This is a genomic window from Streptococcus sp. Z556, assembly GCF_053010225.1.
The window spans coordinates 243,946-270,787 of record NZ_JBRKNU010000002.1 but is presented as its reverse complement, the minus strand read 5'-3'; the positions used below and the strand labels follow the sequence as shown (position 1 = coordinate 270,787).

The following is a 26,842-nucleotide window of genomic DNA, read 5'->3' as shown; positions in this document are numbered from 1 at the left end:
AATTTCTCCTTTATTTCAAAGCTCCGAACCAATAGCTACTGGTCTTGTCAATATTCAATGAACGTGTTTGATAATTTCTAGCAATTTGGTAAAATTCCCTATACTCATTTGTTGAAAAATATGACCGCTGTCGTTCTGTTAACGAAACATTTTTCTTAGGAATAAGAATTGCCAACGAGCCATTTGTTACGACACCAGTTGGTTTTTTCATAACCCTAGGTTTATAACTCATATTGGGAGTCAGATATACTGTTTCATCATTCAGATACTTAAATGTAGCCATTTTGCTTACATTTTTTCGAGAAATATAAGCATCATAGTTTGGTATATCGATAATCTTTTTGCCATCATCACTAATATTTCGAGATTTCAAAACTCGAATATAATCATTATCATTTGGCTGCAACTCAGAATTTGAATTTGTGATTTGCCTATCTCTAAAAACATCAAAAATTCCAAAATTCATCTTAGAAAATACTTCGTCAAATTGAGCATTACGATAAATTACCCAATACGGAAGGTCTTTTGAAAAGATGTAGCTCTTTTTCTGATGATAAGTTATATTTTTAGCTAGTGACCTAATCTTTACACTATTAGCCTTATCCTCAATAGTCTTAATTGCTAAGTTTATCGTTTCAATCAAAACACCTTTAAATCCTTTTTCTCCAAAATCTACTATGCTATAAACATCGTATTCCTCTAAAAATAACCGAGTTTTATAGTATTCAGGGGTATTTAGTATATTTTTGGGCATAATCATAGAAACATAATCAGCGGAACGAATAGCTTTTTCGAGGATAAATTCCGCAAGATTGGTTGATTCATCATTGAAATTGTATTTTTTATAGAGTACGGATTCTTTAGCATTTAGTTTCGTAAAAGGAGGATTGCCAATAATTAAATCAACCCTATCATGTTCAAAAACCATATAGTCTGAATGAACATAGTTAATATGAGCGTTTGATGGCGTATTATTATCGTAAAGCAGTTTCAACAATTCAAGTACCTCTTTATCTACATCAACAACGGTCAAATCAATTTGTTTGTCTGCATATTTATGAAAGATAAAGGGTAAAAAGTTACCTGAACCTACTGACGGTTCTATTATTGAAATGTTATTTTTTTCAAAATTAGGTAGATCTTCTAACATTTCTTGAATAATGAATTTATTTGTAAAGTACGCTGAATTGTTTTGACGTTTGGAATTAGCCAATTCGATAATAGATGATAATGTTGAGAGTGAGAATTTATTTCTATTTTTCAATATGAATGACTTCAAAGACTCAAAATTATCTAACCTCTCATCGATAATTAACTTTTCTACATCAAATTCTGAAAGAGAGACTTTGCTCAGAAAGTCATTTATTTTTTTAGCTATATTTTGAAAAATTGCTGTTGGAACAGCTTCGCCAATACTTTGACGAATATTCATTTCTTCTTTTTTAGATAATTTCCTCTTCTCCTCATAGGTTAGATTATTTAACTCCTCCAAATCTCTATCAATCCATCTAAATTGGTCAGGAATTGTCATCAACCTCATTAACTCTCGAATAGAAAATACACGGTCTTGGGTAGGATGTACAGTGTTTTGACTAGCCATTTGGTCATTCCGAGTATGGATACAAGCAGCAACCTTGTCATAAACTTGGCGAGTATATTTATCTGAGTTTTTAGCCTGATTGATAACTAACTTACCATCAACAATTTTGTGAGGCTTCTTGGTATCATCTTCATTATCAAAAGCACTCTTCCCCTGTTCAACATCATGGATCCAAGAACGCATGTGTTCAGGATATGTCCTAAAACTATGGTAAAAGTCATGAGGACTGTACTGCCCCCATTCTAATTCCTCCATATCCCCAATAATCTCAAAGAGTGATTTTTCTTCTACATACTCTGGGAAGAGCTCACTTGGAACAATTTGATTAGCTAATTTTTTGTCAACACCAATAACTAGCGTCCGTGGTCGTGAAGAATTAGAGCCATAGTTTTTAAAGTTGAGAATACGATGCTCGAAGATATAGTCATTTCCTAACTCCTCAGCAATCATATCTCCAATCGCCATAACCTCTCCACTTTTTGAAAGACATCCCGTTTTCCAAAATGCTGCAACATTCTCAAAAATAAAAAATCTTGGCTTAATCGTTTTTACAATTTCAACACTCTCATTGACCAGACTATTTCGATTGATTTCATCAACTTTTTTCTTGTGATTTGCAACACTCATTCCCTGACATGGTGGAGTGGCAACAACAACATCTACTCGGTCATTGCCCAGCTTTTTCCATCTGTTAATTTCAGTGTAGATTTTTCCCTTTGTGTCGTCTTCCTTAATATCACCAGAAATATAGCCTGTCTCAAATGGGCATTTTTGATTATTTTTCTGAATAGCCAATCGACGCTCTGCAATCTCATTGGTTGCAATACATTCAAAATTCTCCGATTTGAAACCATAGCACCCAACTCCGGCAGATGAAAACAGACTAACATAGGTTGGTTTATTTTTTATCATTAATTTTCCTCTCGTACAGACTCAAAAACATCCTCAATTTGACAGTCTAACTCTTTACAAATCTTATCAATCATTCTCAAACTAATAAACTTATTTTTTCCCATATTAGCAAGAGTGCCCGAATTCATCCCTGTTATGTTTTTCAAATCAGTTTTTGTCATACTTTTATCTATCAGTAATTTCCAAAGTTTATTATATGTTATTGGCATAATCTTAATATTTACTTTCTTAAAGGTTGTCTTTATTTAATTATAGCATATTACAAAACAAATGGGTAACCTCTTTATTCTCCCCTACCCCAACTCCTTGGCTATTCTGCTCTTTTCAAGTTTCCCCTTGGTAATTCGTTTCCATAAAACAAGTGGATTCAAACTATAAGATAGGCGTACAAGGAAATAATTAACCCATTCGATTAGGGCAAAAAGCTGTATTAATATTGCTAAGATAGCCACTTGGAAACTCTGGGTATTCCAGACAATAAAAGGAAAGCCTGAAATAAGTAAAACAAGGTCTAGTATTCTGAAATCACCATATAGTTTGGGGACACTTCCACTTCCGAACTGAGGATTCGACAGTCTTCTAATCAAGATTGCCCAGTAAATTGAACCTTGAAGCAAAATAAATGTAAGTAAAGACAAAGGATAGAGAATGGTTACTAGACTACTCCAATCACCAAGTCGATTTTTCAAAAGGAAAAAACAAAACCAAAAGGATAGGACGGCTGTGAACTCTCCCAAACAGAGGGACACCAACTCTTTTCTAACTTTCTCTTTTTGTATGTTCATCATCTCACCCATCTATCTATCAACCTATATCAGAAAAAAACATTCGAAGCAGTTTATAGTCAACATTTCTCAGAATCAAGACATTCTAAGCATCGAACAGCTCTATTACTTTAATATCATTGTAATTCTAAACTTAGAATTACATTAAAATAAATGTTTGCGTACTATTCTAAGTCCATGATAGCCTTAAATTTTAATTTTTGAAGGATTCTAAAGCTAGAATTATTCAAAAATCACGAGAATAAAGCTATTCGAAGCTTAGAAGAACCTTTGGTGAATTTCAATAGCACTTCAACTAGCTAGTCTTACAATTTTTCTGATGAGCTTTGAGCTTTTTCAGAGCCCAATCATAGTGACTGGAAGTGGAACTCACAAGGTAGGAACCTAGACTTGTCCCTCCCGTCCACTTATAGACACCTTTTGTGAACAATTCGTCATTGCTAAAGCCTTCCATCAACTCTAAAACCTCTTTATGCGATTGCTCTAGTAACCTAGTCGCTTCTTCTAAAGACGTACTCTGGTGCTTCTTCCAAAAAACGACATTCATTTCCCCATAAGTTTTCCAATTATAAGGTTCAGGGAGAAAAGGTCTTTCATGACCCTTTTGATTGGAATGTACCCAGGTCAAAAGTAACTGATGCCATTCATAGAGATGGATCAGAACATCCCGTAGATTTTTATCTCTTTTCCAGTGAGCTTCTTTTTTCTTTTGGTCTTTTGAAAAATCAAAAGGAGTCTGTAGTTCCTCTTCACTTAATTTAGATATAAAGTGATTGAGCTTTTCATAGTTTTCCTTAGAGGCTAGCACTAGCTCCTCTTTTGTTTTTGGTCTAGGCATAGGAGTTCTCCCTTCATTTTTAAGTAGAATAAGCTATTTTCTTACTTCATTATACCATAACCATAATCAAAAAGCAGTTCTTCATTTTACGAAGAACTGCTTTTACGAACTATTTTTTATGCTTATAGTCACTAGTTTACATATAAATCTCTAAAGCGACCATCTACTTCTGCTATCTGATAGAGCAAGTGAGCTAGTTCTTGGTAATCTTCTTTTAAACATGAAAGATGGGCTTGGCCAAATAAAGAAGCCAATTCTTCTTTTAATCTGGCCCCTTCGGGATCATGGTCTTTTAAGAATTTACTGAGATAGAGATTTCGAACAGCAGCAAGTTTAAAGCTGAAATACTGATGCAATTGTTTTTGCTCTGTATTTAAGCCATTTTCAGCAACTGCTTTTGCATAGCATTTCAAAACACCATTTTGACCATTCAGATATCGGTTTTTCATAATCCTTGCTGTTTCCTTATAGATTTCAGTCTGACTAGGACTCTTGACCTTCTTAAAATTTCCCCACATGGAGTAAGATCCGCGCTTATAGTCAATAGCCTCCGCCTTCCAAGCTTCTAATATGTCATTAAAAGCAACCTTCATACAGGCAAAACCAGCTGGATCATGCAAATAGAGATACTGATCATCAATGCCATACACGGTTACGAAGTGATCCACACCATAAAGGATTGTGTGATTGGGGTTGTAAGTCAGATGGCCCATATCAAGAGGTCCCAGTACGACAGGTCCATTGGACAGAAATGTTTCCAACTTTCCTTTAACCTCTTTCAAATCTACTTCCGATCCATCCTTTATATAGAAGTCCTCATAGTCAAACCCTAGTATTTTTAAAGAATTTGAGATGGAAAGATCTGGCATTCCATTATCAAAGAATACTAAAGGGTGCTCCTCATCTTCCTTTACGATACTAGCGCCATTTCCCATCACCATAATTGCCTCTAAAAACTCTGCTTTAAAGTCATAACCATAGGTTTCTAGTGCCATTGCCAATGAATAGCTATAGCAAAGCGACACATCTCCAAAATAAATCTGCATATTCATGCCTCCTTATCTTCTATGGGACTATTATACCGAGAAAACGATACTCATGCCCCATAAAATCCAAACAAAAAATATGGTATTTGTGATTTACGGACATGAATGTCAACAATTAAAAACTCTGTAGAGATTCTTTCCACAGAGTTTAGTTTGCATCTTTATAAAAAATCAGAAAATGATCTAGTCCTTGATCACTGGTATCCAGAGTTCCATTTGATAGTCAAGTGAGGACATGTCTCCCTCGGTATAGACTTCAAAGTCTGGCGCTCCTGAGTGGCGATAGCCAGTTTCTGGGAAAAAAATCTCTAGAACATATTTCCAAGCATGTTGGATGCTTGTTGGTATAGGACCTTTGACTGGTACGATTGCATATTCAGCTGCTGGTATATCTTTGATTGACAGATCTAGTTCTTCTGCTTTAGCTTTATCTGTCACATCATAAGCAGCCATATAGTTGATAATTTCGCCTTCTTTGACATCCGAGCAGACGCCAAAGGATTGGCCGCTACCCAAACCTTCTAGGCTTTCAAAACTGTGAGTTGCATAGAGCTGCTCCCATGCAGACGGACACTGGCTATTGTCAATAGCTTCCAATAGAACGCCTGCTACAGTAAAAGAAGGTTTCTTTTGAATCTTGATATCCATGTTCTTTCCTCCTGTAATCTTTAAGGATAATTGAAGTCTAGGAAAGACTCGATAAGGTTTTCCATTTCGAACTTCTGAGGGAGTTTCCCCGTGGAATTTCTTAAAGGCTGAACTGAAGGCATCCGCAGACTCATAGCCGTATTTTAGTGCTATATCAATGACTTTCTCAGTACTTCCCCGCAAGTCTGTCACTGCTTCTGACAGCCTGCGATTGCGCAAATATTCTGCCAAGGTCATATCAGCCATGATGGAAAAGATTCTGCTAAAAAGAGGATAAGAATAGCCTGATAGCTGCTGAAATCTTTTCATATCCACTTCTCCAGTCAGCTGCTGCTCCAAATAATCCATGGTTTGATTGAATTGATGCATCATATTCGTTTCTTCTTACCTCCACAAGATACAAAAGTCCTTAAAAGCAAAGTGAAAATAGAAAAATTGACGCTAGAGCTGCTAGTCCTAGAAATTTTTTCTTTTTCGAACAGCTTTTAGGTCGTGTTCAATTCTATCTATAGTCTAACAGATATCAGATACTTCCACCCTAGAATCTTTGTACAAGATCTAAAGGTGTAAATTTCTATAACTTATCCTTTAATTTCTCAACAAAGAGATAAGCTGCTGGGCAGGTCAAGGTGTTCTTAATCGTCAAATGGTTGATTTGATGAATCTTCTTACGATCTGTATGGGGAAATTCCCGGCAGGCCTTTGGACGAACATCATAGATAGAACAGAGATTGTCTCCACCTAAAAAGGGGCAAGGCATGGATTTAAAAACCTTGTCACCGTCTTCGTCCACCTGGAGAAACTCTACTTCAAAGGCTGGTAATTTCATCTTGAAATACTTAGCAATACGGGTAATATCTGCTTCCTTGAAGTCAGGCCCCAATGTCTTGCAACAGTTAGCGCAGGCAGTGCAATCAATCTCAGAAAAAACTTCTTCGTGAATCTGCTGGGCTATCTTATCTAAGTTTTTAGGAGGTTTTTTCTTTAGATTGGCTAAGACTTTTCGGTGCTCCTTTTGCTTTTGTAAGGCTAGTTGGTGATAGTACTCAATATCAATTTCTTTAGACATAGTTTCTTTCTAATACAAGTATTTTTGTCTATTATACCATAAGTTATTTTTCATTTTTGAGTATTGCACATAAAAAGCCCTTCGGATAAAATCCGAGGGGCTTAAAACGTTGTCAAATCAACGATTATTTTTTAAGGTTGTAGAATGATTTCAATCCACGGTATTCAGCTACTTCACCAAGTTGGTCTTCGATACGAAGCAATTGGTTGTACTTAGCAATACGGTCTGTACGTGAAAGTGAACCAGTCTTGATTTGTCCAGCGTTAGTTGCAACTGCGATGTCAGCGATTGTTGAATCTTCAGTTTCACCTGAACGGTGTGATACAACGGCAGTGTAACCAGCTTCTTTAGCCATTTCGATAGCTTCGAAAGTTTCAGTAAGAGTACCGATTTGGTTAACTTTGATAAGGATTGAGTTAGCAGCACCTTCTTGGATACCACGTGCAAGGTAGTCAGTGTTTGTTACGAAGAAGTCGTCACCAACAAGTTGAACTTTCTTACCAAGACGTTCAGTAAGAGCTTTCCATCCATCCCAGTCGTTTTCATCCATACCATCTTCGATAGTGATGATTGGGTATTTGTTAACCAATTCTTCAAGGTAGTCGATTTGTTCAGCAGATGTACGAACAGCAGCACCTTCACCTTCAAATTTAGTGTAGTCGTAAACTTTGCGTTCTTTATCGTAGAATTCTGATGATGCACAATCAAATCCGATAAATACGTCTTTACCTGGAACATAACCAGCAGCTTCAATCGCAGCAAGGATAGTTTCAACACCATCTTCAGTTCCTTCGAAACGAGGAGCGAATCCACCTTCGTCACCTACGGCAGTTTCCAAACCACGTGATTTAAGGATTTTCTTAAGAGCGTGGAAGATTTCAGCACCGTAACGAAGAGCTTCTTTAAATGTTGGCGCACCAACTGGCAAGATCATGAACTCTTGGAAAGCGATTGGAGCGTCAGAGTGAGAACCACCGTTGATGATGTTCATCATTGGAGTTGGAAGAACTTTAGTGTTGAATCCACCAAGGTAGCTGTAAAGTGGGATTTCAAGGTAGTCAGCAGCAGCGCGAGCTACAGCGATAGACACACCAAGGATTGCGTTCGCACCCAATTTACCTTTGTTAGGAGTACCGTCAAGTGCGATCATAGCACGGTCGATAGCTTGTTGGTCACGTACATCGTAGCCGATGATTGCTTCAGCGATGATGTTGTTTACGTTGTCAACAGCTTTTTGTGTACCAAGACCACCGTAACGAGATTTGTCACCGTCGCGAAGTTCAACTGCTTCGTGTTCACCAGTAGAAGCTCCTGATGGAACCATACCACGTCCGAAAGCACCTGATTCAGTATAAACTTCTACTTCAAGTGTTGGGTTACCGCGTGAGTCTAGGACTTCGCGAGCGTAAACATCAGTAATAATTGACATTTTTTACTCTCCTTTGAGTTAAATTTTTTACACCTCTATGATACCTTAAAAATAAGCGTTTTTCAAGAAAAAACGTTATCTTTGTGCAAATTTTCCTTAACTTTATAAAGTAATCGCTTTCAAATCATTCCGTTAATTCTAGTTAAAAATTTTTTTGTCTCTCAATTAGTGGATAGTGTCAATAAGTAACAATTTAAGGAATGCATAGTGATAAAATATTTTACAATTTTATATCAAATCGATAAATCACTTTAAAAATTGACTTAAATTTGTTACCATATTATAAGACAAATAATTAAGGAGACTAATAATGAAAAATAAATCCATTTTCACTATTTTGTTTTTAGCAGTTTTTTTATTAACAGCTTGCTCACATAATAGTAACAAGATTGTTGAAAAAAATAGTGACGGAACTTCTACTATTACTTATACTGATGGTAGTAAAATTGGAACCAATGGCAAAGATTTTACAATTTTACAGGAAGATGGAGTTTCGCTTGTATATCTAGACCAAGATAAAACCTATCAATACCAAGGTCCTGATGGTAGTTTTGTTTCAAAAGACAGTGGCGGATCTTACACTATGCAACTTCCCTCTGGCGAGAATATAATTTTGTATTCAAATGGTTCTTATTTAATTAGTAAGACTGATGGAAGTTCTGAAACAGGTACAAACAAAGAAGAACTTAATAAATACTTGATTTCTAAAGATTTCACTATTTTTTCTGAACTTGATAAAAAAGTTTCAGATATATTAGAATATATCAAGAAGAATAATTAAGTAGTATTGATCTCCTTCTAAGTATAGAAGGAGATTTTATTTTGGACTTCAACGTTATTTATGGTAAAATAAAACTATGACAGATTTATCAAAACAACTACTAGAAAAAGCTCATGGTGGGCCAAAATTAAACCCGGATGAACAACGTCGTTTTCTCGGCACTTTCGAGGAAAGAGTTCTAGGCTATGCGGATGTTGAGACAGCCAATAGCCTTCAGTTACAAAAGGGATTTTTAAAAATTTTGGAACATTTTCAAGAAAAGACAGAACCTCTTTTTGTGAAGATTTCGCCAACTATCGAGTTTGACAAACAAGTATTCTACTTAAAGGAAGCTAAGAAAACCAATAGTCAAGCTACGATTGTATCAGAAGATCACGCTTCTTCTCCTTTAGGCCTAGTTATTCATTCGAACGAACCTGTTCAAGTGGATGAGAAGGATCTTCGACTGGCTTTTCCAAACCTATGGGAAGAGAAAAAGGAAGAGGCCTCTAAAAAGTCCATCTGGAAAAAGTGGTTCGGCTAATCCTTCCTCAACTTTAGTAAACGCCCAATATTAGCTGCTGTGTGCTCCAAATAGAGGCTTGCTTTTTTCAGACTGTCTTCTAAAGGCTCACTTTTCTCTAGGATAGAGAATGCTGCTTCTATATTTTCAAATGGTAGGGGAGGCAAATCGTCAGCAAGACTACCGCAAATAGCGATAACTGGAACTCCCTTAGGAGTTCTTTTTGCTACACCGATAGGAGCTTTTCCAGCGAAGCTTTGACTGTCCAGTCTGCCTTCTCCAACGATAACCAAGTCAGTATCTTCAACCCGCTTGTCAAAGTCTATCAAGTTCAAACAAGTGTCAATTCCAGATACAATACTGGCCTCAGCAAAGGCACAGAGTCCAGCAGCAATGCCACCGCCAGCTCCTGCTCCCTTCAAAGAAAGGGTTGAAGGTGAGAATTTTTCATAGAATCGCTGTATAGCCAAATCTACTGTCTCAAACAAAGCAGGATCCAAGCCCTTTTGTTTTCCAAATGTATAGGTCGCTCCTTGATGACCACATAAAGGGCTCACGACATCTGCTAAAATGCGGATTTTCACATCTTCAGGAATCCTATACAAGTTGCTATTTGAAACTGACTCGAACTCAAGCAAAGTCTGACCGCAAGCAGGCAATTCTTTTCCCTTCTTATCATAAAAACGATAACCTAAACCAGCAGCAATACCTATCCCACCGTCATTACTAGCCGTACCACCAACTCCGATATAGATTTCTTTCATCCCTTGATTAATGAGATGGCGAATCAACTCTCCAATACCTCTGGTTTGGATGTGAAGAGGTTTTCGTTTCTCTTGGGGAATCTTTCCAAGACCAACCAAGTCAGCAACTTCAAAGAGCGCTATTTGATCTTTTTGAAAGTAGCGCATTGCTTCTTTAAGACCAAAAGGTCCCGTAACCTCTTGCCATTTTTCTTCGAGTTCAAGAGAATGTCGAATAGCATCTACAGTTCCTTCCCCACCATCACCAACAGGACAGAGCAGACATTCTACATCCGCCATTGACTGTTTGAAGCCTTTTTTTATAGCTTGAGCGACCTCTTCTGCTGTCAAACTTTCTTTAAAAGAATCAGGTGCAATTACAATTTTCATAGTTTCCTCTCATTCTAAGAAATCAATCAAAGGAAGAACTTCCAAAAAATCCCTCGTATCTACATGACAAGCTATCTCTGCTTTTACGACCTCCTTGGCACAAAAGGCTATGCCGTGACCTGCTGACTTTAACATCAAGAGGTCATTGGCACCATCACCGATGGCAATCGTTCTTTCTTTGGAAAGTCCTAATTCCTTTCTCCATTTCTCTAGAATAGCTTTTTTTACTTGACCTGTCACAATTTCACCGACTAATTTTCCAGTTAAAAAGCCGTCTTTGACTTCCAACTGGTTAGCAGAGAAATAGGAGATACCAAGGGATTTTGCTAATCTCTCAACAATCGGACTAAATCCACCAGACACTAGACCTACTAGCATGCCCTTGTTTTGAAGTATGGAGATAAATTCTTGAGCATTCTTGGACAGGTGAATGGATTTGAAGACAGTATCAAAGACTGAAATCGGAAGACCTTTTAACAAAGCCACTCTTGCTCTTAAGCTTGTTTCAAAGTCCAATTCACCTCGCATTGCCTGGCTTGTAATCTGCGAAATTTTGGCTTCGCAACCTGCTTCTCTTCCTAAAAGATCAATCACTTCCTCTTCTATCAGGGTGCCATCAACATCCATAACACAGAGCCCCATTACTTGAGTCATCACTTCTCCTCTTTTCTAAACAGCCCAAAAATCGTATGAAAGAATCATACGATTTTATCTATTAGTTGACTAAACTATGGTACAAATCAAGATAAGACTTGCAAGCTGTATCCCATGAGAAATCACATTCCATAGCTTGTTTTTGTAGATTTCTCCAAACGTCCGGCTGGTACTTATAAACATCCAAGGCTGTTTGGAAACTCCAGTTAAGCCAGTATGGTGTTAAATTGTCGAAGCTAAATCCAGTACCAGTTCCTTCGATCGGATTGAAGGATTGAACTGTATCTCTTAGTCCGCCAACCTCATGAACCAATGGTAGAGTTCCGTAGCGCATAGCCATCATTTGTGACAAGCCACATGGTTCAAAACGGCTCGGCATGAGGAAAAGGTCACAAGCTGCGTAAATTTCTTGAGCCAGTTTGACGTCAAAAGTGATATTCGCTGATAGTTTGTCAGGATAGACTTGAGCAAACCATGAGAAGGAATGTTCAAAAGCAGGATCTCCTGTTCCTAAAAGAACGATTTGAACGTCCTCTTGCAAGAAACGATGCAAGCTTTCTACCACAACATCAAAGCCTTTTTGGCGGGTCAATCGAGAGACAATCCCAACTAGAGGAACATCTGCTCGCACTGGTAACCCAACTCTCTCTTGTAATTTTGCTTTATTTTGAGCTTTTCCAGACAAATCTTCCTTATCAAAATGATAGTCTAAAAGAGCATCTGTCTCTGGATTATAGAGATCAGTATCGATTCCATTAACAATTCCCGAAACCTTACCTGACTCCATGCGAAGAATCTGGTCCAAACCGCAACCAAACTGACTAGTCATAATCTCATGTGCATAGCTAGGAGATACGGTTGAGACACGATCCGCGTATAGGATACCAGCCTTCATCCAGTTAAGGCAATCATTCCAGCGAAGGGTGCCATCAGCATAGCGTTCAAACCCAACACCAAACAAATCCCACAACATTCCTTCAGAAAATTGACCTTGAAATTCCAAATTATGAATAGTTAAAACTGTTCTGATTCCTTGATATGCTTGAATCCAATGGTACTTTTCTTTTAACAAGAAGGGAATCATAGCTGTGTGGTAGTCATGAACATGGAGAAGGTCAGGGATAAAGTCAATGCGTTCCATTGCTTCTAGAGCAGCCAGTTGGAAGAAGGCAAAGCGTTCACCATCGTCAAAATCACCGTACACATGACCGCGGAAGAAATAATATTGATTATCAATGAAGTAGAAAGTAACCCCATTTAAGACAGTTTTTTTAATACCACAGTACTGTCTACGCCATCCTACACTAACTTCAAAGTGGAGAACATCCTCTATCTGGTCACCGAACTTTGCTTCTACCATATCATAATAAGGCAAGAAAACTGCAACTTCGTGCCCCGTTTTTACAAGTGATTTGGGAAGTGCACCGATGACATCGCCCAAACCACCTGTTTTTGAAAAGGGTGCTCCTTCTGCCGCTACAAATAAAATTTTCATGAATAAATGTCCTCTGTTACTGTTTCACCCTTCTTAACTACAACTGGATGTTCTGCTGTTCCTCGAATGACAACACCGTCCGCAACTTCAACACCTTTATCTAATACAGCATACTCAACTTGGGCACCTTGACCAATCACAACACGAGGGAATAAAATGCTGTCCTTCACCACACTATCTTTGTGAACATAAATGTTACGAGATAGGACTGACTGAACTACTTCACCCTCAATGATACTACCAGAAGCAAACTGAGAAGTACTTACTTTTGAAGTATTCGCATAGTAGGTTGGTTCTTCATTCTTAACTTTGGTATAAATTTTTTGATTTGGTGAGAAAAGAGAGTAGAATTTTTTAGATTCAAGCATATCGATGTTTGCTTGATAATAGGACTGAACAGAATGAATGTTCGCTAAGTAGCCTGTGTATTCGTAGGCAAAAGCTCCTTCTTTTGCAGCTAAATCACGAAGAACATAGCGCAGCTTTTCAGGATATTCTTTCTGAGCCTCTTCTTCAAGTCGTTCAATCAACCAAGGAGTATCCACAACAAAGATATCTGTAGACATATTGAAGAGTTCATCCGTAGATTTGTTATCAAAGAGTTTGTGCGAACGAACATGGTCAGTTTCATCAATTTCCAAGATAGCATTCACATCAGAAATGTCTTTCTTTGGAAGTTTCTTATATACAACTGTGATCGGACCTTTCGTTGTATTGTGTAGATGGAAGACTTGATTCAAGTCAATATTCACCAGCACATCACAGTTAATCGAAACAGTTTGGTTTGAGCCAGAACGTTTCAAGTAAGTAAGAAGCTGTTGGTAATACTCCTTCCCAACTGTACTGCTTTCAACACGAGTATTATAAATTCCTAGATAGTAGTGACTTAGAAGGGTTGACAAGCCCCACTCACGACCTGAACGGATATGGTCAAATACTGAGCTGATATTATCTTGTTGGAAAATACCAAATATGCTACGAACTCCTGCATTGGCAAGACTGGAAAGGGGGAAGTCAATCAAACGGTATTTCCCACCGAAAGGCAAGCTAGCCACCGGACGGTGTTCTGTTAACGTTGACATATCATGAAAACCTACTGTGTTTCCTAAAATGGCTGAATATTTATCAATCTTCATCTGTTGCTACCCCCACTACTTCATTGTATCCTACTACTTGTACTTCGTTAGTTCCGTCAATCTCTACGCCGTCTGCAATAATGGCACCCTCACCAATAATAGCACGAGTAATCTTTGCTCCATGGCCAATAATAGCACCACTCATAATGACAGAATCAACAACTTCTGCCCCTTCACGAACCTGTGCTTCTGTTGAAAGAATCGAACGTTTAACCGTTCCATCTACAAAACAACCATCCACGACCAATGAATCCTCAACGTGTGCATGCGCACCAAAGTAGTTGGGTGGTGAGATCAAGTTTCTTGAGTAAATTTTCCACTGACGATTACGGCTATCCAAGGCATTTTCTGGTGAAATATACTCCATATTGGCTTCCCAAAGTGACTCAATCGTACCAACGTCTTTCCAGTAGCCATTAAATTCATAAGCATAGACACTTTCACCAGACTCGAGATAGTTAGGGATAACGTTCTTCCCAAAGTCTGACATATCCACATTGCTCTTTTCAGCAGCAACAAGCATATTGCGAAGTCGTTTCCAGTCAAAGATATAAATCCCCATAGAAGCCTTTGTAGACTTAGGTTGAGCAGGTTTTTCTTCGAATTCAACGATACGGTTATTGGCATCTGTATTCATGATACCAAAACGGCTAGCTTCTTTGAGAGGTACGTCTAGGACAGCTACTGTCAAACTGGCATTGTTATCCTTATGGGACTGAAGCATATCATCGTAATCCATCTTGTAGATGTGGTCACCAGAAAGAATCAAAACATACTCAGGATTAACACTATCAATATAGTCGATATTTTGGTAGATAGCGTGACTGGTCCCTTCAAACCAACGGTTTCCTTCACTTGCGGAATAAGGTTGCAGGATTGAGACCCCTGAACTAATACCATCCAAGCCCCAGCTGGACCCATTTCCGATATGGTTGTTCAAGGCGAGAGGCTGGTACTGAGTAATGACACCGACATTGTGAATCCCAGAGTTAGCACAGTTTGAAAGCGCAAAGTCAATGATACGGTAGCGCCCACCGAATTGCACCGCTGGTTTGGCAATGCTTTGAGTGAGTTTTCCGAGACGTGTTCCTTGCCCACCCGCAAGGATCAAAGCTAGCATTTCATTCTTCATTTTCTACTCCTTTTTATAGACATGTGAACGTTAAAATCGTAAGAAGGTCGGAAGTCAAACTTTTTATAAAAATAATAGGAAGTCCATTTTTCTTGTGTTTCAAGTCCAATCCAAGTAAACCAACTAGTAACATCTTACATCATTACCAAATCAATAGCATTCTACTCTTTTTGCTTAGTCGGTTTCAAACGACGCTTAATCTTCCAGATGCTTGCTCCCATAGCAGGCAGGGTAAAGGTCAAGGTCTGCTCATAATCTTTCCATAAGCCTTCTTGAGTCTGAACTGTTTGATTGTGTTCTTTCCACACTCCTCCCCATTCTTCTAATTCTGTATTCCAAACTTCTTCATAGACACCTGCGACAGGAAGTCCGATTGTAAAGTCTTGACGTTCAACTGGTGCCATATTAAAGACGCAGACTAACATCTCATCTTTTTTACTCTTGCGAATAAAGGAGAGGACACTTTGGTCTCTATTATCTGCATCGATGATTTCAATACCGTCATAGCTAGTATCAATCTCCCAAAGACAACGATGATCTTTGTAAAATTGATTAAGCTGCGAAGTAAAGTGTTTCATCTTAGAGTTCATGTAATCTTCTAAGTTTGACCATTCTAATTGCTCTTCAGATTTCCATTCTAAAAATTGACCGTATTCACTTCCCATAAAGAGCAATTTTTTACCAGGGTGGCAAATTTGATAGGTGTAAAGATTGCGCAAGCCGGCAAATTGATTGTAGCGATCGCCCCACATCTTGTGCATCATACTCTTCTTGCCGTGAACGACTTCATCGTGTGAAAATGGTAAGAGGTAGTTTTCTTTGAAAACATACATAAAGCTGAAAGTCACTAGATTAAAATCATACTTACGATAAATAGGATCTTCCTCATAGAAACGAAGAATATCATTCATCCAGCCCATGTTCCACTTATAGTCAAAGCCAAGTCCACCTGACTCTTTCGAACCAGTAATTTGGGTAGCTGACGAACTTTCCTCCGCTATCATCATCACATCTGGGTGCTCTGACTTGATTACATCATTTAAACGTTGAAGGAAATAGTAGCCTTCGTAGTTGAGGTTCCCGCCGTCTTTATTTGGAGTCCATGGAGCATTATCGTAGTCGAGATAGAGGATGTTGCTAACCGCATCTACTCGAATACCGTCTAAATGATAAAACTCAATCCAATGTTTGATACTAGAAATCAAGAAAGACTGAACTTCATTCTTCCCAAGGTCAAAGTTAAGAGCTCCCCAACCGTAGTTATGGGCCTTGTTGTGGTCTTGGTATTCAAAAGTCGGAGTTCCATCATAATAAGCAAGGGCATCATCATTGATAGTGAAATGACCTGGAACCCAGTCCACAATTACACCGATGTTATTTAAATGGCATTCCTCAACAAAATCCTGAAATTCTTCAGGTCGCCCATAGCAATGTTCTAGAGCAAAATACCCCATGAGCTGATAGCCCCAACTCAAACCAAGCGGATGCGCCATTAAAGGCATGAACTCAATGTGAGTATAGTTCATCTCAACAAGATAAGGAATCAACTCTTCTTTTAGTTGTGCAAAACTATAGGGACTACCATCTGGATTTCTCTTCCAAGACCCAGCGTGCGCTTCATAGATATTGACTGGACGTTCCGCAAAACCTAGCCGTTTTCTACGAGCTAACCAAAGACCATCCTTCCATTTCTTGTCAGGAATATTTGTTAGAATAGCTCCTGTACCAGGGCGAGCTTCAAAACGGAGGGCCAAAGGATCAACCTTCATAATCTGATGACCATTTGCACGAGTGATATGGTATTTATAGATTTGCCCTTCTTGAGCTAGGCTAGTAAAAACTTCCCAAACCCCAAATTCATTTCGAACCATAGGAATTTGATTTTCTATCCAGTTAGTAAAGTCACCTACTAAATGAACTGCTTGAGCATTTGGTGCCCAAACTCTAAATGTATACCCTAATTCTCCGTTAAGCTCCTCTCTATGTGCTCCGAGATAATGCTGAAGATGGATATTCTCTCCAGTTGTAAAGGTTCTTAAAGCTTCAAAATTGTTCATTCAATCCCCTTTCTTTATGTAAGCGTTTTCTATGTTTCTATTATACTATCTTTTGAGGGAACTTTCAAGAGATTTCCGTAATTAATGTTATATTTTTATGAAAGCCTTCAAAAAATTATCTTAAGATTTTAAGTACTTTCATCTATTTGGCAAAAAATAATGTTTATTCACTTATATTCTTTTCAATTTATATACTATTGTTCGTATTCCCTTTTTATAGTAAATTTATATTGAAAATATAATCAGGAATTTTGTCCTGATTTTTAAGGTTATTTCATATCAAAAACAATAGATTTAACATTTGTCATGGCTTCTATACTATATCTGATACCTTGAACCCCTGCACCGGATCCTTTTACTCCAAGAAATGGGAAGTTATCTGGTCCTCGTTGTGTTTTATTATTGATGTGAACTGTTCCCACTTCAAGTTTTTCAGCAATTTCAAAAGCTTTTTTAAAATCATTTGTAAATACAGATGACTGAAGTCCAAACTCAGATTGATTTGCGATGGCAATCGCTTCTTCTACATCTGCGACACGAATAACCGGTAAAACGGGCCCAATGGTTCTTCCCAGGCTAATTTCATATCTCTTGTGACATAATCAAAAAGTCCTGGCCAAATGAGATTATTCTCACGTTTGATTGGGCTAAGCGCTTTAGCTCCTTTTTCCTGAGCATCTTCAATCAATCCCCAGATGAAATCAGCTGAAGCATTATCAATAACAGGAGTGATATCAGCATTGTCAAAAGGATTACCAACTGTTAGTTTTGCCACTTCAGTCTGGAGTAAATTTGCTAATTTGTCTGCTACACTATCAACGACCAAGACACGCTTGATAGCTGTACAACGTTGCCCTGAATAACTAAAGGCACCAGCTACGATTTGCTTGGCTGCGTGTTCCAAATCAGCATCTTCTAATACAATAGCTGCGTCTTTTCCACCAAGTTCAAGCATGATAGGCCGCATACCAGCCAGGCGACCGATTCGCTCACCAATTGGTGTCGAACCCGTAAAGTTGATAAAGTTCACTTCTTTGTGCTCAATAATGTAATCCCCTATCTCAGAACCTCGTCCAGTAATGGTATTCAATACTCCAGCTGGAATACCTGCTTCATCAAAAGCCTTGGCCAATAAGAGACCTGAGATTGATCCTTGTGTTGGTGGCTTAAACAGAACGACATTTCCTGCAATCAAAGCTGGAGCAATCTTTGATGCAGATAAATTTACAGGATAATTAAATGGAGCAATGGCGAGTACGATACCAACGGGTTCCCGGCGTACAATGGACATTTTATTTTTACTGGCAGCTTCAAAGCCACCACCTTCCATGGCTTGACCAGTGATGCGTAGTCCTTCTTCAGCAGTATATCTAATCAAATCAACTGTACGGACTACTTCTCCTATAGCTGCCTGAATTCCCTTTGCCACCTCTTTGGCAAGTATCGTTCCAATTACTTCCTTGTCACGTTCTAAAATATCTGCCGTCTTATGCAGATAGGCTGCACGTTCTACGGGTGCCAAATCACGCCAAGCAGATAGCGCTTCTCGACCAGCTTTCATTACTTCATCAACTTCTGCCTGACTCATAGCTGGTACTGTACCAAGCTTTTCCTGATTAATAGGAGAGTAGATTGTAATTTCATTCTCTGATGATTTCCAATTTCCGTTTACTAAATTCTGATAGTTTGTCAAATCCGCTTCCTCCTGAAAATGATTAAAACTTATTTTAACAAATTTTCAGAAAATTACAACCCTTTTTGCGAAAATTTTGAGATTTTTTTCACAAACTTGATTCTTCAAATAGTTTGACACTTAATTCTACTCTTCATTGAAAACTTATACATAACAAAAAGGATTAGACAATCTAACCCTTTTTAGTTTATGAATTTAAGAGAGTACTTTAAGCACTGCGACACTAGTATTGTCGATTACATTCGACTCTTTTGAACGACTATTTGTCACAAGCATTTCTAGATTTCCTGCATTTTCAAAGTAGAAGGAAGTTCCCTTTGCATTAAATACGACCAATAGATGTTCTGGTCCCCCGTGAATCTCGTAAACAATCCATCCGCTATTTTCTGTAGCAGTGTGGACAAAGACATGACGGTAAACTTCTTCGTATGTAGGATAAGAAAAGGCGCTAGTCTGTGTTTTCAGTCGAATAATCTGACGGACAAAGTCAATGCTTTCTTGTCTTTCATTGATCAAGTCCCAGTTTATTTGGTTGACACTGTCAGGGGCGTTGTAACTATTCATAGCACGTTCTCGGTCTGCGGGAGTGAGTTGTCCATCTTCACCAGTCGGAATCAACTTGGTTCGACCAAATTCTTGGCCAATTTCCATAAAGGACATTCCTTGCATGAGCAGGTTCATTGCTGTCGCTGTCTCAACCTTGCGCATAATCTGGTCAGAACTTTGATCAGGATGAAGCGTCGCCAGCAGGTCATGAAGATTGTAATTGTCATGGGCTTCAACATAGTTGAGAACCTGGTTTGGACTCAGATAAGAGCCCAACTCTCGGCTACCAAGAATAGCCTTGGCTACGATAGGTTCGGTGGCTGCACCGCTGACAAATCCTGACTTGATTGCACCATAAACTTCTCCTCCTTTAATCGCATCACGCTGATCATCGTTGAAGAATCCGATATTTGGCATCTGGTAGGCATTGTCCTTCTTGGCCTTATCATAAGGTGCAAGACCTGTTCCCATATCCCAGCCTTCTCCATAAGTGATAATACGGGGATCAACCTCATCTAGCGCCCAACGAATTGCTTGCATGGTTTTGACATCATGAATACCCATCAAGTCAAAACGGAAACCATCAATATTGTATTCTTTCACCCAGTATAGGAGAGAATCAATCATGTACTTACGGAACATTTCATGTTCACTGGCTGTTTCATTTCCTACACCTGTACCATTTTGGAAGGTTCCATCTCGGTTCATGCGGTAGTAATAATCTGGTACAGTTGTTTGGAAAGGCGCATCAACCGTTGAGAAGGTGTGATTATAAACCACGTCCATGATGACACCAATTCCTGCATCATGATAGGCCTGAACCATGGTTTTAAGATCACGAACGACCTGTCCTGGATCATCTGGATTACTAGAGAAACTTGGTTCTGGTGCATTGTAGTTTTGAGGATCATAGCCCCAGTTATAGGTTACGTTTCCATCCTCATCGTATTCCTTATGGCGATCAAAGATTGGTTGAAGTTGAACATAGTTGCAGCCAAGTTCTTTGATATAGTCAAAGGCGGTTGCTTGTCCGAATTGGTTAGTCGTTCCTGTCTGCGCAGCCCCAAGGAAGGTTCCACGGAGATGCTCTGCCACTCCAGATGTTGGAGATTTGGTCAAATCTCGGATATGCATTTCACAGATAACGGCTTTACATGGATTTTCCAAACGCCAAGGAGCTTCTGTCCCATGTTTGACTTCAAATCCATCTACTTGTCTCTCTTTGTGTGAGAGAATAACAGAACGTTTTCCGTCAGGACTGGTTGCAATTGTATAAGGATCTCTTGTCAAACTCTTGTGATGAGGGAATTCAATCTGATACTGATAAGCCTTGCCAGCAAGATTCTCATCTAAATCTAGACCCCAAACACCAATGGTATTGTACTTATGACTATATGAATAGCTATTCCCACGCTCTAGATTATAGGTTTTCCAAATTGGAGCATCGTTGCTGGTATTTTCATAGACAACTACCTGTACAGCTGTAGCTGTAGGAGCCCAAAGTTTAAAGCTTGTCTGATAATCTGAAAGACTATAACCTAGTTCTCCTTGATAGCCCCAGTGGTGATCGTAGCTAGCGCTATGGATTGCTTTATCAAAAGCAAATGGATTTTGATCTTTGTAGTAAGGACTAGCAATGGCTGGATTTTCAGAATAATAAACCGTCTCGTCGCCCTCTAAAATCCAAACTTCTGTCAGAAGCGGATAGTAGTTATAACGCACTGGATATTCCTTAATATTTCCATCAATCTCAACTGAGAATTTTAGGTTTTCTAACTTTTCTTGACTTGTAACTGTGAAAGAGAACTTTGCTCCAAAAAAGTCATTCTCATAATACAATTTTTCAACATTGTCTGCCTGTTTTCTACTAAATGAACAAGCAGTATAATCCCCATTTTTTCGATGAAAATGGATGACTACTGGGTATCTATACATTTCTTTTCCTAATTTCTAATTTCAATTTAATTTTTTTATGTGGTGCTGATAGATTCAGCGATTGAATGTCTGACTGACAATAGACTTAATCTATGTAAAAACACTTCAGGAGAGATAGTTTCTGACTATCTAAGACCTAGCTGACTGCTATTCTTTACAAACTTTCCAACCAGGCTTCATCTTGAACTTCAATACCAAGTTCTTGAGCTTTTTGGAGTTTGCTTCCCGCATCCGCTCCTGCTACGACTAGGTCTGTTTTCTTGGATACACTGCCGGTTACCTTAGCTCCTAGACTTTCGAGTTTGCTTTTTGCTTCTGAGCGCGTGAGACGTTCCAATTTTCCTGTCAGAACTACTGTCAAACCTGACAAGGCTGCATCTGCTACTACTGTCTGCCCTTTGTAGTCCAGATTGACTCCAGCTTCTTTCAACTCGTCTAAGAGAATTTTTGATCCTTCTGTTGCAAAATAAGTCTGAAGGCTTTGGGCAATCACCCCACCCAAGCTCTCGATACTTGCTACTTCCTCTGGATCAGCTTGGGCTAGATTTTCAATAGAGTGGAAATGTTGGAGCAAGAGCTGACTAGCCTTGCTTCCAACATGGCGAATTCCCAGACCAAACAAGAGCTTTTCAGCAGAGTTTTCCTTAGATGCTTGAATAGCCTGATATAGTTTAGAAGCAGACTTTTCCTTGACACCTTCTAAAAGGAGGAAGTCTTCTTCTTTCAAACGGTAGATATCCGCCACATCCTTTACTAAATTGGCAGCAAAGAGTTTCTCAACTATGGAAGGACCAAGGCCTGTAATATTCATGGCATCACGAGAGGCAAAGTGAATCAAACCTTCCATGATTTGGGCAGGACAGCGAGGATTGATACAACGTAGAGCAACCTCATCTTCAAAATGAAGTAACTGACTGTCACAGCTCGGACAGTTAGTCGGAATATCTAGTTTTTCTTCAGAAACACGCTTGGACTCTACCACACGCAAAACAGCAGGAATGATATCTCCAGCCTTATAAACGATAACCGTATCGTCTTTGCGAATATCTTTTTCAGCAATATAGTCTACGTTGTGTAGGGTCGCACGGCTAACAGTTGTACCAGCAAGCTGAACAGGTGTGAGATTGGCAGTCGGGGTCACAACACCAGTGCGTCCTACTGTCCAGTCAACTGAGAGTAGTTGGGCTTCTTTTTCCTCAGCAGGGAACTTATAGGCTACTGCCCACTTTGGCGCTTTAACTGTAAAACCGAGTTCTTCTTGACCTGCTAAGTCATTGACTTTGATAACCACTCCATCAATATCGTAAGGTAGATGTTCCCGTTCTTGTCCTACTTCTTGGATAAAATTCCATATCTCATCCATGCTTTCAGCCAAGATTCGTTTAGGATTAACTACAAAACCAAGTTGTTCAAGATGCTTCAAGACTTTTTCTTGACTATCTCGAGTTGAAGGACTAGCTTCTTGATAGAGAAAAGTCGCAAGATTGCGCTTGGCAACTACTGCTGTATCCAGCTGACGCAAAGTTCCAGCCGCCGCATTACGAGGATTGGCAAATTCAGGCTCTCCATTTTCTTGGCGAGCTTGGTTGACCAGATCAAAGGAAGCGCGTGGCATGTAACACTCCCCACGAACTGTGATATCTAGTTTTTCTGGCAAGGTCAAAGGAATATCCTTGACGCGCTTGAGATTTTCAGTGATATTCTCACCAATAGAACCATCCCCACGTGTCGCACCGACTACCAAAATTCCCTTTTCATACGTAAGCGAGATAGACAAACCATCGATTTTCAACTCACAGATATAAGTGGGATGGGGTAACTCCTTGCGAACACGCGCATCAAAAGCTTCTAACTCTTCACGTGAAAAAGCATCCTGCAAACTATAAAGAGGATACTGATGACTGTATTTTTCAAAACCATCTAAAACCTTACCACCAACACGATGGGTTGGACTGTCTGCTAAAACTTGATCTGGATAGGCAGCTTCCAAATCGACCAACTCTCGGTAGAGGCGATCGTACTCGCTATCTGAAACCGAAGGATTGTCACTCGTATAGTACTCGCTCGCATAGCGGTTGAGTAAGGCAACTAACTCATTCATTCTTTTATTCATAAAACCATTTTACCACAAACCAAGCCCTCCTCACAATGGAGAAGGGCTGAAAAAATAACAAGATTATCAAAAAATAAGAAAATTTCTTACACCTGCTCCGATAATTCTTCCCATTCAAGCATAGCCGCTTCCTGACGATGGCTAATTTTGTCCAGTTCAGCCTGCAATTCCATGAGCTTTTCAGCATCGTTGGTTTCCAGCATTTGTTCAGAAATGGCTTGACTTTGGGTTTCTAATTCTTCAATTTCTACCTCTAAGTTCTCGATTTGACGCATGAGCTTGCGGGCTTCTTTCTGACTTTCTTTCTGAGCTTGGTAGTCATTAACAGGACTTGCTTCTTTTGCTTGATTACTAGTTAAAAGTTCCTCATTCTGGCTTACTTCTACTTCTGTCTTCTTTTCAACATAGTAGTCATAGTCTCCTAGATAGAGGGTCGAACCATTTTCGGACAATTCCAAAATATGAGTTGCAACGCGGTTGATAAAGTAACGGTCATGACTGACAAACAGAAGGGTTCCATCAAAGTCTATCAAGGCATTTTCTAGCACTTCCTTGCTATCAATATCCAAGTGGTTGGTAGGCTCGTCAAGTATCAGGAAGTTGTTGTTTTCCATAGACAGTTTAGCAAGCAACAAACGAGCGCGTTCACCACCAGACAGCATGCCAACTGATTTTTTAACATCATCTCCTGAGAAAAGGAAGGCACCTAGGCGATTACGGATTTCAACCTCTGGTGTTAGTTTAAAATCATTCCAAAGTTCATCTAGGACACTATTGCTTGGTGTTAGCTTGCTTTGAGTCTGATCATAATAACCAACCTCAACATTTGCTCCAAAACGCTTCTCTCCTTTGATAAGAGGAATCTGGTCTACTATTGACTTGATAAAGGTTGACTTCCCAATACCGTTTGGTCCAACGATAGCAACAGCATTCATCTTGCGAAGGTCAAGATTTATCGGTTCTGACAAAATTTCCCCATCATAACCAATGGCTGCATTTTCAACTGTCAGGACGACATTACCAGATGTTTTTTCAGACTGGAAGGTCATATTGGCTGATTTCTTCCCAGCTTCAGGCTTATCCAAGCGCTCCATTTTTTCCAGTTGTTTACGGCGCGATTGGGCACGTTTGGTTGTCGAAGCTCTTACTAGATTGCGATTAACAAAATCTTCCAGAGCAGCGATTTCCTTCTGCTGCTTTTCATAGTTTTTTGCCTCAGTTGCTAGTTTTTGCTCTTTTTGTTCAACAAAACGAGAGTAATTCCCCACATAGCGATCCAAAGAATGCTTGGTTAAATCGAGCGTAATTGTTGCAACCTTGTCCAAGAAATAACGGTCGTGACTAACAATGAGAAGAGCCCCACTATAATTGACCAAGTAGTTTTCCAACCAGGCGATGGTCTCAATATCCAAATGGTTGGTAGGTTCATCTAAGACCAAGAGATTCGGCTTTTCAAGGAGCATTTTGGCCAGAGCCAAGCGGGTGTTTTGACCACCAGAAAGCTCAGAAATTTTCATCTGCCACATAGTCTCATCAAACTTGAAACCATTTAAAATCGCTCGAATGTCTGCTTCGTAGGTGAAGCCACCTGCTTGACGGAAATATTCTGACAAACGGTCGTAGTCTGCCATGAGTTTATCTAGTTCCGCTCCAGTTTTCTCACCCATCTCCAACTCCATCTGACGCAGTTGTGTCTCCGTACGCCGTAAATCATCAAAAACATGGAGCATTTCGTCGTAAATGGTATTCTCAGACTCAAATCGGCTGTCTTGGGCTAGGTAGGAAAGAGAGATGTCTTTTTTCTTATTGATTTCCCCTCTAGTTGGCTCCTCTTCTCCAACTAAAATCTTCAAAAGAGTTGACTTTCCTGCTCCATTTTTTCCAACAAGAGCAACCCGATCGCGTTCATCTACCTGCAGATTGATATTATCAAAAAGAACCTCTCCTGCAAAAGAACGTTCAATTTTATTGGCTTGTAAAATAATCATGATTCTATTTTACTATCTTTTTCACTTTTAGACAATTGCAATGAAAAAAGTTCGAGTATAAACTCGAACTTTTTATTTTAGTATCCAATGCCTCCACGGAATGTGCGAGCCATATCTTTTAAATCATAGTTCTTAGAAGAGGTATCGATTGTCCATTTACCATCTTTCTTCGTCATTTTGATTTCATAACCCTCTTTTCTCATACTATTACTAGTATCTAGAGGAGTTGATTCAAATTGGCTTGGAGCATTTTCTAAAATGTACTTCTCACCAGCTTTCATAGCTTCTGAATAGTTGCTGTACTTACCTTTGTTTTCGTCGTAAAATTTACGGCTTAATTCATAAACATTCAAGTTATCCAAGTCAATCGTTTCAGGTCTTACATAGATAACGGCGTAGTCTGGCAAGTATGTTTTAACTTTGTAATCAATTTTTGCTCGTTTAGAGTTTGCTTTAATATACGCCTCAGCAAATGTACGAAGCTCGGCATCTGAAGGTTTGTAGTTATAGAAACCTTTTCCGAATGATTCTACAAATTTCTTGATGAATTCTTCTCTATCAGCCTTCACATCGTTTGTAAATTCAGCATCACCATCAGAAGATTTTTTATCATCTGCAAGGGATACGACTTGAGCCTTGTTATCAGATGTACTTAGGTTTGTTCCGCCGCCTGAGCTTTCTCCATTAAGGTAAACGGCATCGACATATTTTTTCATTACTTCTTTAGCTTCATCAATGTGATCCTCGTATTTACTTGGATCAACTTTGATAGCTACGTCGTTATTCTTTTTAGAGTCTTCTTTGATATCTTCGTAGAAGCTAGGTGCAAAATGAAGCTCATATTTAGCATCTTTGTCTACTTCATAAACAACATAACCAGCTACACTCTTACCTTTAGAGATGCTATCTCCATAAGACATGAATTTAGTCTTGCTGTCGCTTTCATAGATTTGAATTGGTTCTACTTTTTCATCTTTTTCATTGTAAAGGGTGATATCGCGACTAGTGAAACTGAACTTTTTATCACGGTTGTTTTTGATTTCTACTTGAAGAGCAAGGTAGCTTGAAGATGAATCTTCATCTTTAGGCAATACAAACATCCCATCTTTAACAGATACTTCAAAGTTGGAGTTTGAGGCAGTACCGTTGTCGCTTGCCTTCTTTGTTGATCCACAAGCAACAAGTGCTAAAGCTGATACCAGCAAAGCAGAATACTTAAGAATTTTTTTCATAATAGAGTATCTCCTTTTATTATTTACTATATTCTACCATAGCGATAATAAAATTCAAAATAGAAACCGAACCTTTTTAAAAAAACTTAAAATTATAGAATAATAACTTAAATTTTTT

Annotated in this window: 20 protein-coding genes and 1 pseudogene; 2 read left to right on the top strand and 19 right to left on the bottom strand. The window is 38.9% G+C overall.

All coding sequences use genetic code 11. The annotated features are described in order from the left end of the window. Window positions 1-10 precede the first annotated feature (10 nt). From ACVC7S_RS03690 to eno, 8 genes are all read right to left on the bottom strand, one after another. Window positions 11-2,512 (bottom strand): DNA cytosine methyltransferase, encoded by a 2,502-nt coding sequence (locus tag ACVC7S_RS03690; RefSeq protein WP_447266227.1) that lies wholly within the window; start codon window positions 2,510-2,512, stop codon window positions 11-13. Further along, window positions 2,512-2,721 carry a helix-turn-helix domain-containing protein gene (locus ACVC7S_RS03685; protein WP_447266226.1) on the bottom strand — a complete coding sequence of 70 codons (210 nt, stop codon included), beginning with the start codon at window positions 2,719-2,721 and terminating at the stop codon, window positions 2,512-2,514. Before ACVC7S_RS03685 ends, ACVC7S_RS03690 begins: the two co-directional genes overlap by 1 nt. 84 nt (window positions 2,722-2,805) lie before the next feature. Further along, complete coding sequence (locus tag ACVC7S_RS03680; RefSeq protein ID WP_447266225.1) at window positions 2,806-3,309, bottom strand: hypothetical protein; 504 nt, start codon at window positions 3,307-3,309, stop codon at window positions 2,806-2,808. Between the two features lie 283 nt (window positions 3,310-3,592). Beyond that, the gene (locus tag ACVC7S_RS03675; protein ID WP_447266224.1) at window positions 3,593-4,135 is read right to left on the bottom strand and encodes a ClbS/DfsB family four-helix bundle protein; all 543 of its coding nucleotides are present in this window, start codon (window positions 4,133-4,135) and stop codon (window positions 3,593-3,595) included. Window positions 4,136-4,266: 131 nt separating this feature from the next. Then, the gene (locus ACVC7S_RS03670; protein ID WP_447266223.1) at window positions 4,267-5,181 is read right to left on the bottom strand and encodes a peptidase; all 915 of its coding nucleotides are present in this window, start codon (window positions 5,179-5,181) and stop codon (window positions 4,267-4,269) included. A 183-nt stretch (window positions 5,182-5,364) separates the two neighbouring features. Continuing rightward, a complete protein-coding gene (locus ACVC7S_RS03665) occupies window positions 5,365-6,201 on the bottom strand; it encodes an AraC family transcriptional regulator (RefSeq protein WP_447266222.1) in 837 nt (278 codons plus the stop codon). Between the two features lie 202 nt (window positions 6,202-6,403). Then, on the bottom strand, window positions 6,404-6,898 hold the full coding sequence (locus ACVC7S_RS03660) for a YkgJ family cysteine cluster protein (RefSeq protein WP_447266221.1): 495 nt from the start codon (window positions 6,896-6,898) through the stop codon (window positions 6,404-6,406). Between the two features lie 124 nt (window positions 6,899-7,022). Next, entirely contained in the window at window positions 7,023-8,327 is a 1,305-nt protein-coding gene (gene eno, locus ACVC7S_RS03655; RefSeq protein WP_000022813.1) for a surface-displayed alpha-enolase, read from the bottom strand. 310 nt (window positions 8,328-8,637) lie between these two features. Between eno and ACVC7S_RS03650 the strand changes: the two genes are divergently transcribed. Beyond that, window positions 8,638-9,108 (top strand): hypothetical protein, encoded by a 471-nt coding sequence (locus ACVC7S_RS03650; RefSeq protein ID WP_268725186.1) that lies wholly within the window; start codon window positions 8,638-8,640, stop codon window positions 9,106-9,108. A 76-nt stretch (window positions 9,109-9,184) separates the two neighbouring features. Continuing rightward, window positions 9,185-9,631, top strand: a complete 447-nt coding sequence (locus ACVC7S_RS03645; RefSeq protein ID WP_447266220.1) for a DUF1694 domain-containing protein — start codon at window positions 9,185-9,187, stop codon at window positions 9,629-9,631. Here ACVC7S_RS03645 and ACVC7S_RS03640 read toward each other — a convergent pair. From ACVC7S_RS03640 to ACVC7S_RS03590, 11 genes and pseudogenes are all read right to left on the bottom strand, one after another. Further along, window positions 9,628-10,743 carry a glycerate kinase gene (locus ACVC7S_RS03640; protein WP_447266219.1) on the bottom strand — a complete coding sequence of 372 codons (1,116 nt, stop codon included), beginning with the start codon at window positions 10,741-10,743 and terminating at the stop codon, window positions 9,628-9,630. The two genes, ACVC7S_RS03645 and ACVC7S_RS03640, sit on opposite strands and share 4 nt — an antisense overlap. A 9-nt stretch (window positions 10,744-10,752) precedes the next feature. Continuing rightward, complete coding sequence (gene serB, locus ACVC7S_RS03635) at window positions 10,753-11,397, bottom strand: phosphoserine phosphatase SerB (RefSeq protein ID WP_447266218.1); 645 nt, start codon at window positions 11,395-11,397, stop codon at window positions 10,753-10,755. 61 nt (window positions 11,398-11,458) lie between these two features. Next, window positions 11,459-12,892: a glycogen synthase GlgA gene (gene glgA / locus ACVC7S_RS03630; protein ID WP_447266217.1), complete on the bottom strand. Its 1,434-nt coding sequence runs from the start codon at window positions 12,890-12,892 to the stop codon at window positions 11,459-11,461. Beyond that, window positions 12,889-14,028 (bottom strand): glucose-1-phosphate adenylyltransferase subunit GlgD, encoded by a 1,140-nt coding sequence (gene glgD / locus ACVC7S_RS03625; RefSeq protein ID WP_447266216.1) that lies wholly within the window; start codon window positions 14,026-14,028, stop codon window positions 12,889-12,891. The genes glgA and glgD overlap by 4 nt, the downstream gene beginning before the upstream one ends. Beyond that, the gene (locus ACVC7S_RS03620) at window positions 14,018-15,160 is read right to left on the bottom strand and encodes a glucose-1-phosphate adenylyltransferase (RefSeq protein WP_447266215.1); all 1,143 of its coding nucleotides are present in this window, start codon (window positions 15,158-15,160) and stop codon (window positions 14,018-14,020) included. Before ACVC7S_RS03620 ends, glgD begins: the two co-directional genes overlap by 11 nt. A 161-nt stretch (window positions 15,161-15,321) precedes the next feature. Continuing rightward, complete coding sequence (glgB, locus tag ACVC7S_RS03615) at window positions 15,322-17,217, bottom strand: 1,4-alpha-glucan branching protein GlgB (RefSeq protein ID WP_447266214.1); 1,896 nt, start codon at window positions 17,215-17,217, stop codon at window positions 15,322-15,324. Between the two features lie 269 nt (window positions 17,218-17,486). Next, window positions 17,487-18,910: pseudogene (locus ACVC7S_RS03610) on the bottom strand (NADP-dependent glyceraldehyde-3-phosphate dehydrogenase). Between the two features lie 195 nt (window positions 18,911-19,105). Continuing rightward, window positions 19,106-21,391, bottom strand: a complete 2,286-nt coding sequence (pulA, locus tag ACVC7S_RS03605) for a type I pullulanase (protein WP_447266213.1) — start codon at window positions 21,389-21,391, stop codon at window positions 19,106-19,108. Window positions 21,392-21,545: 154 nt separating this feature from the next. After that, entirely contained in the window at window positions 21,546-23,504 is a 1,959-nt protein-coding gene (ligA, locus tag ACVC7S_RS03600) for an NAD-dependent DNA ligase LigA (RefSeq protein ID WP_447266212.1), read from the bottom strand. 86 nt (window positions 23,505-23,590) lie between these two features. After that, on the bottom strand, window positions 23,591-25,492 hold the full coding sequence (locus ACVC7S_RS03595; protein ID WP_447266211.1) for an ABC-F family ATP-binding cassette domain-containing protein: 1,902 nt from the start codon (window positions 25,490-25,492) through the stop codon (window positions 23,591-23,593). A gap of 77 nt (window positions 25,493-25,569) precedes the next feature. Then, entirely contained in the window at window positions 25,570-26,724 is a 1,155-nt protein-coding gene (locus ACVC7S_RS03590; protein WP_447266210.1) for a DUF4352 domain-containing protein, read from the bottom strand. Between the last annotated feature and the right edge of the window lie 118 nt (window positions 26,725-26,842).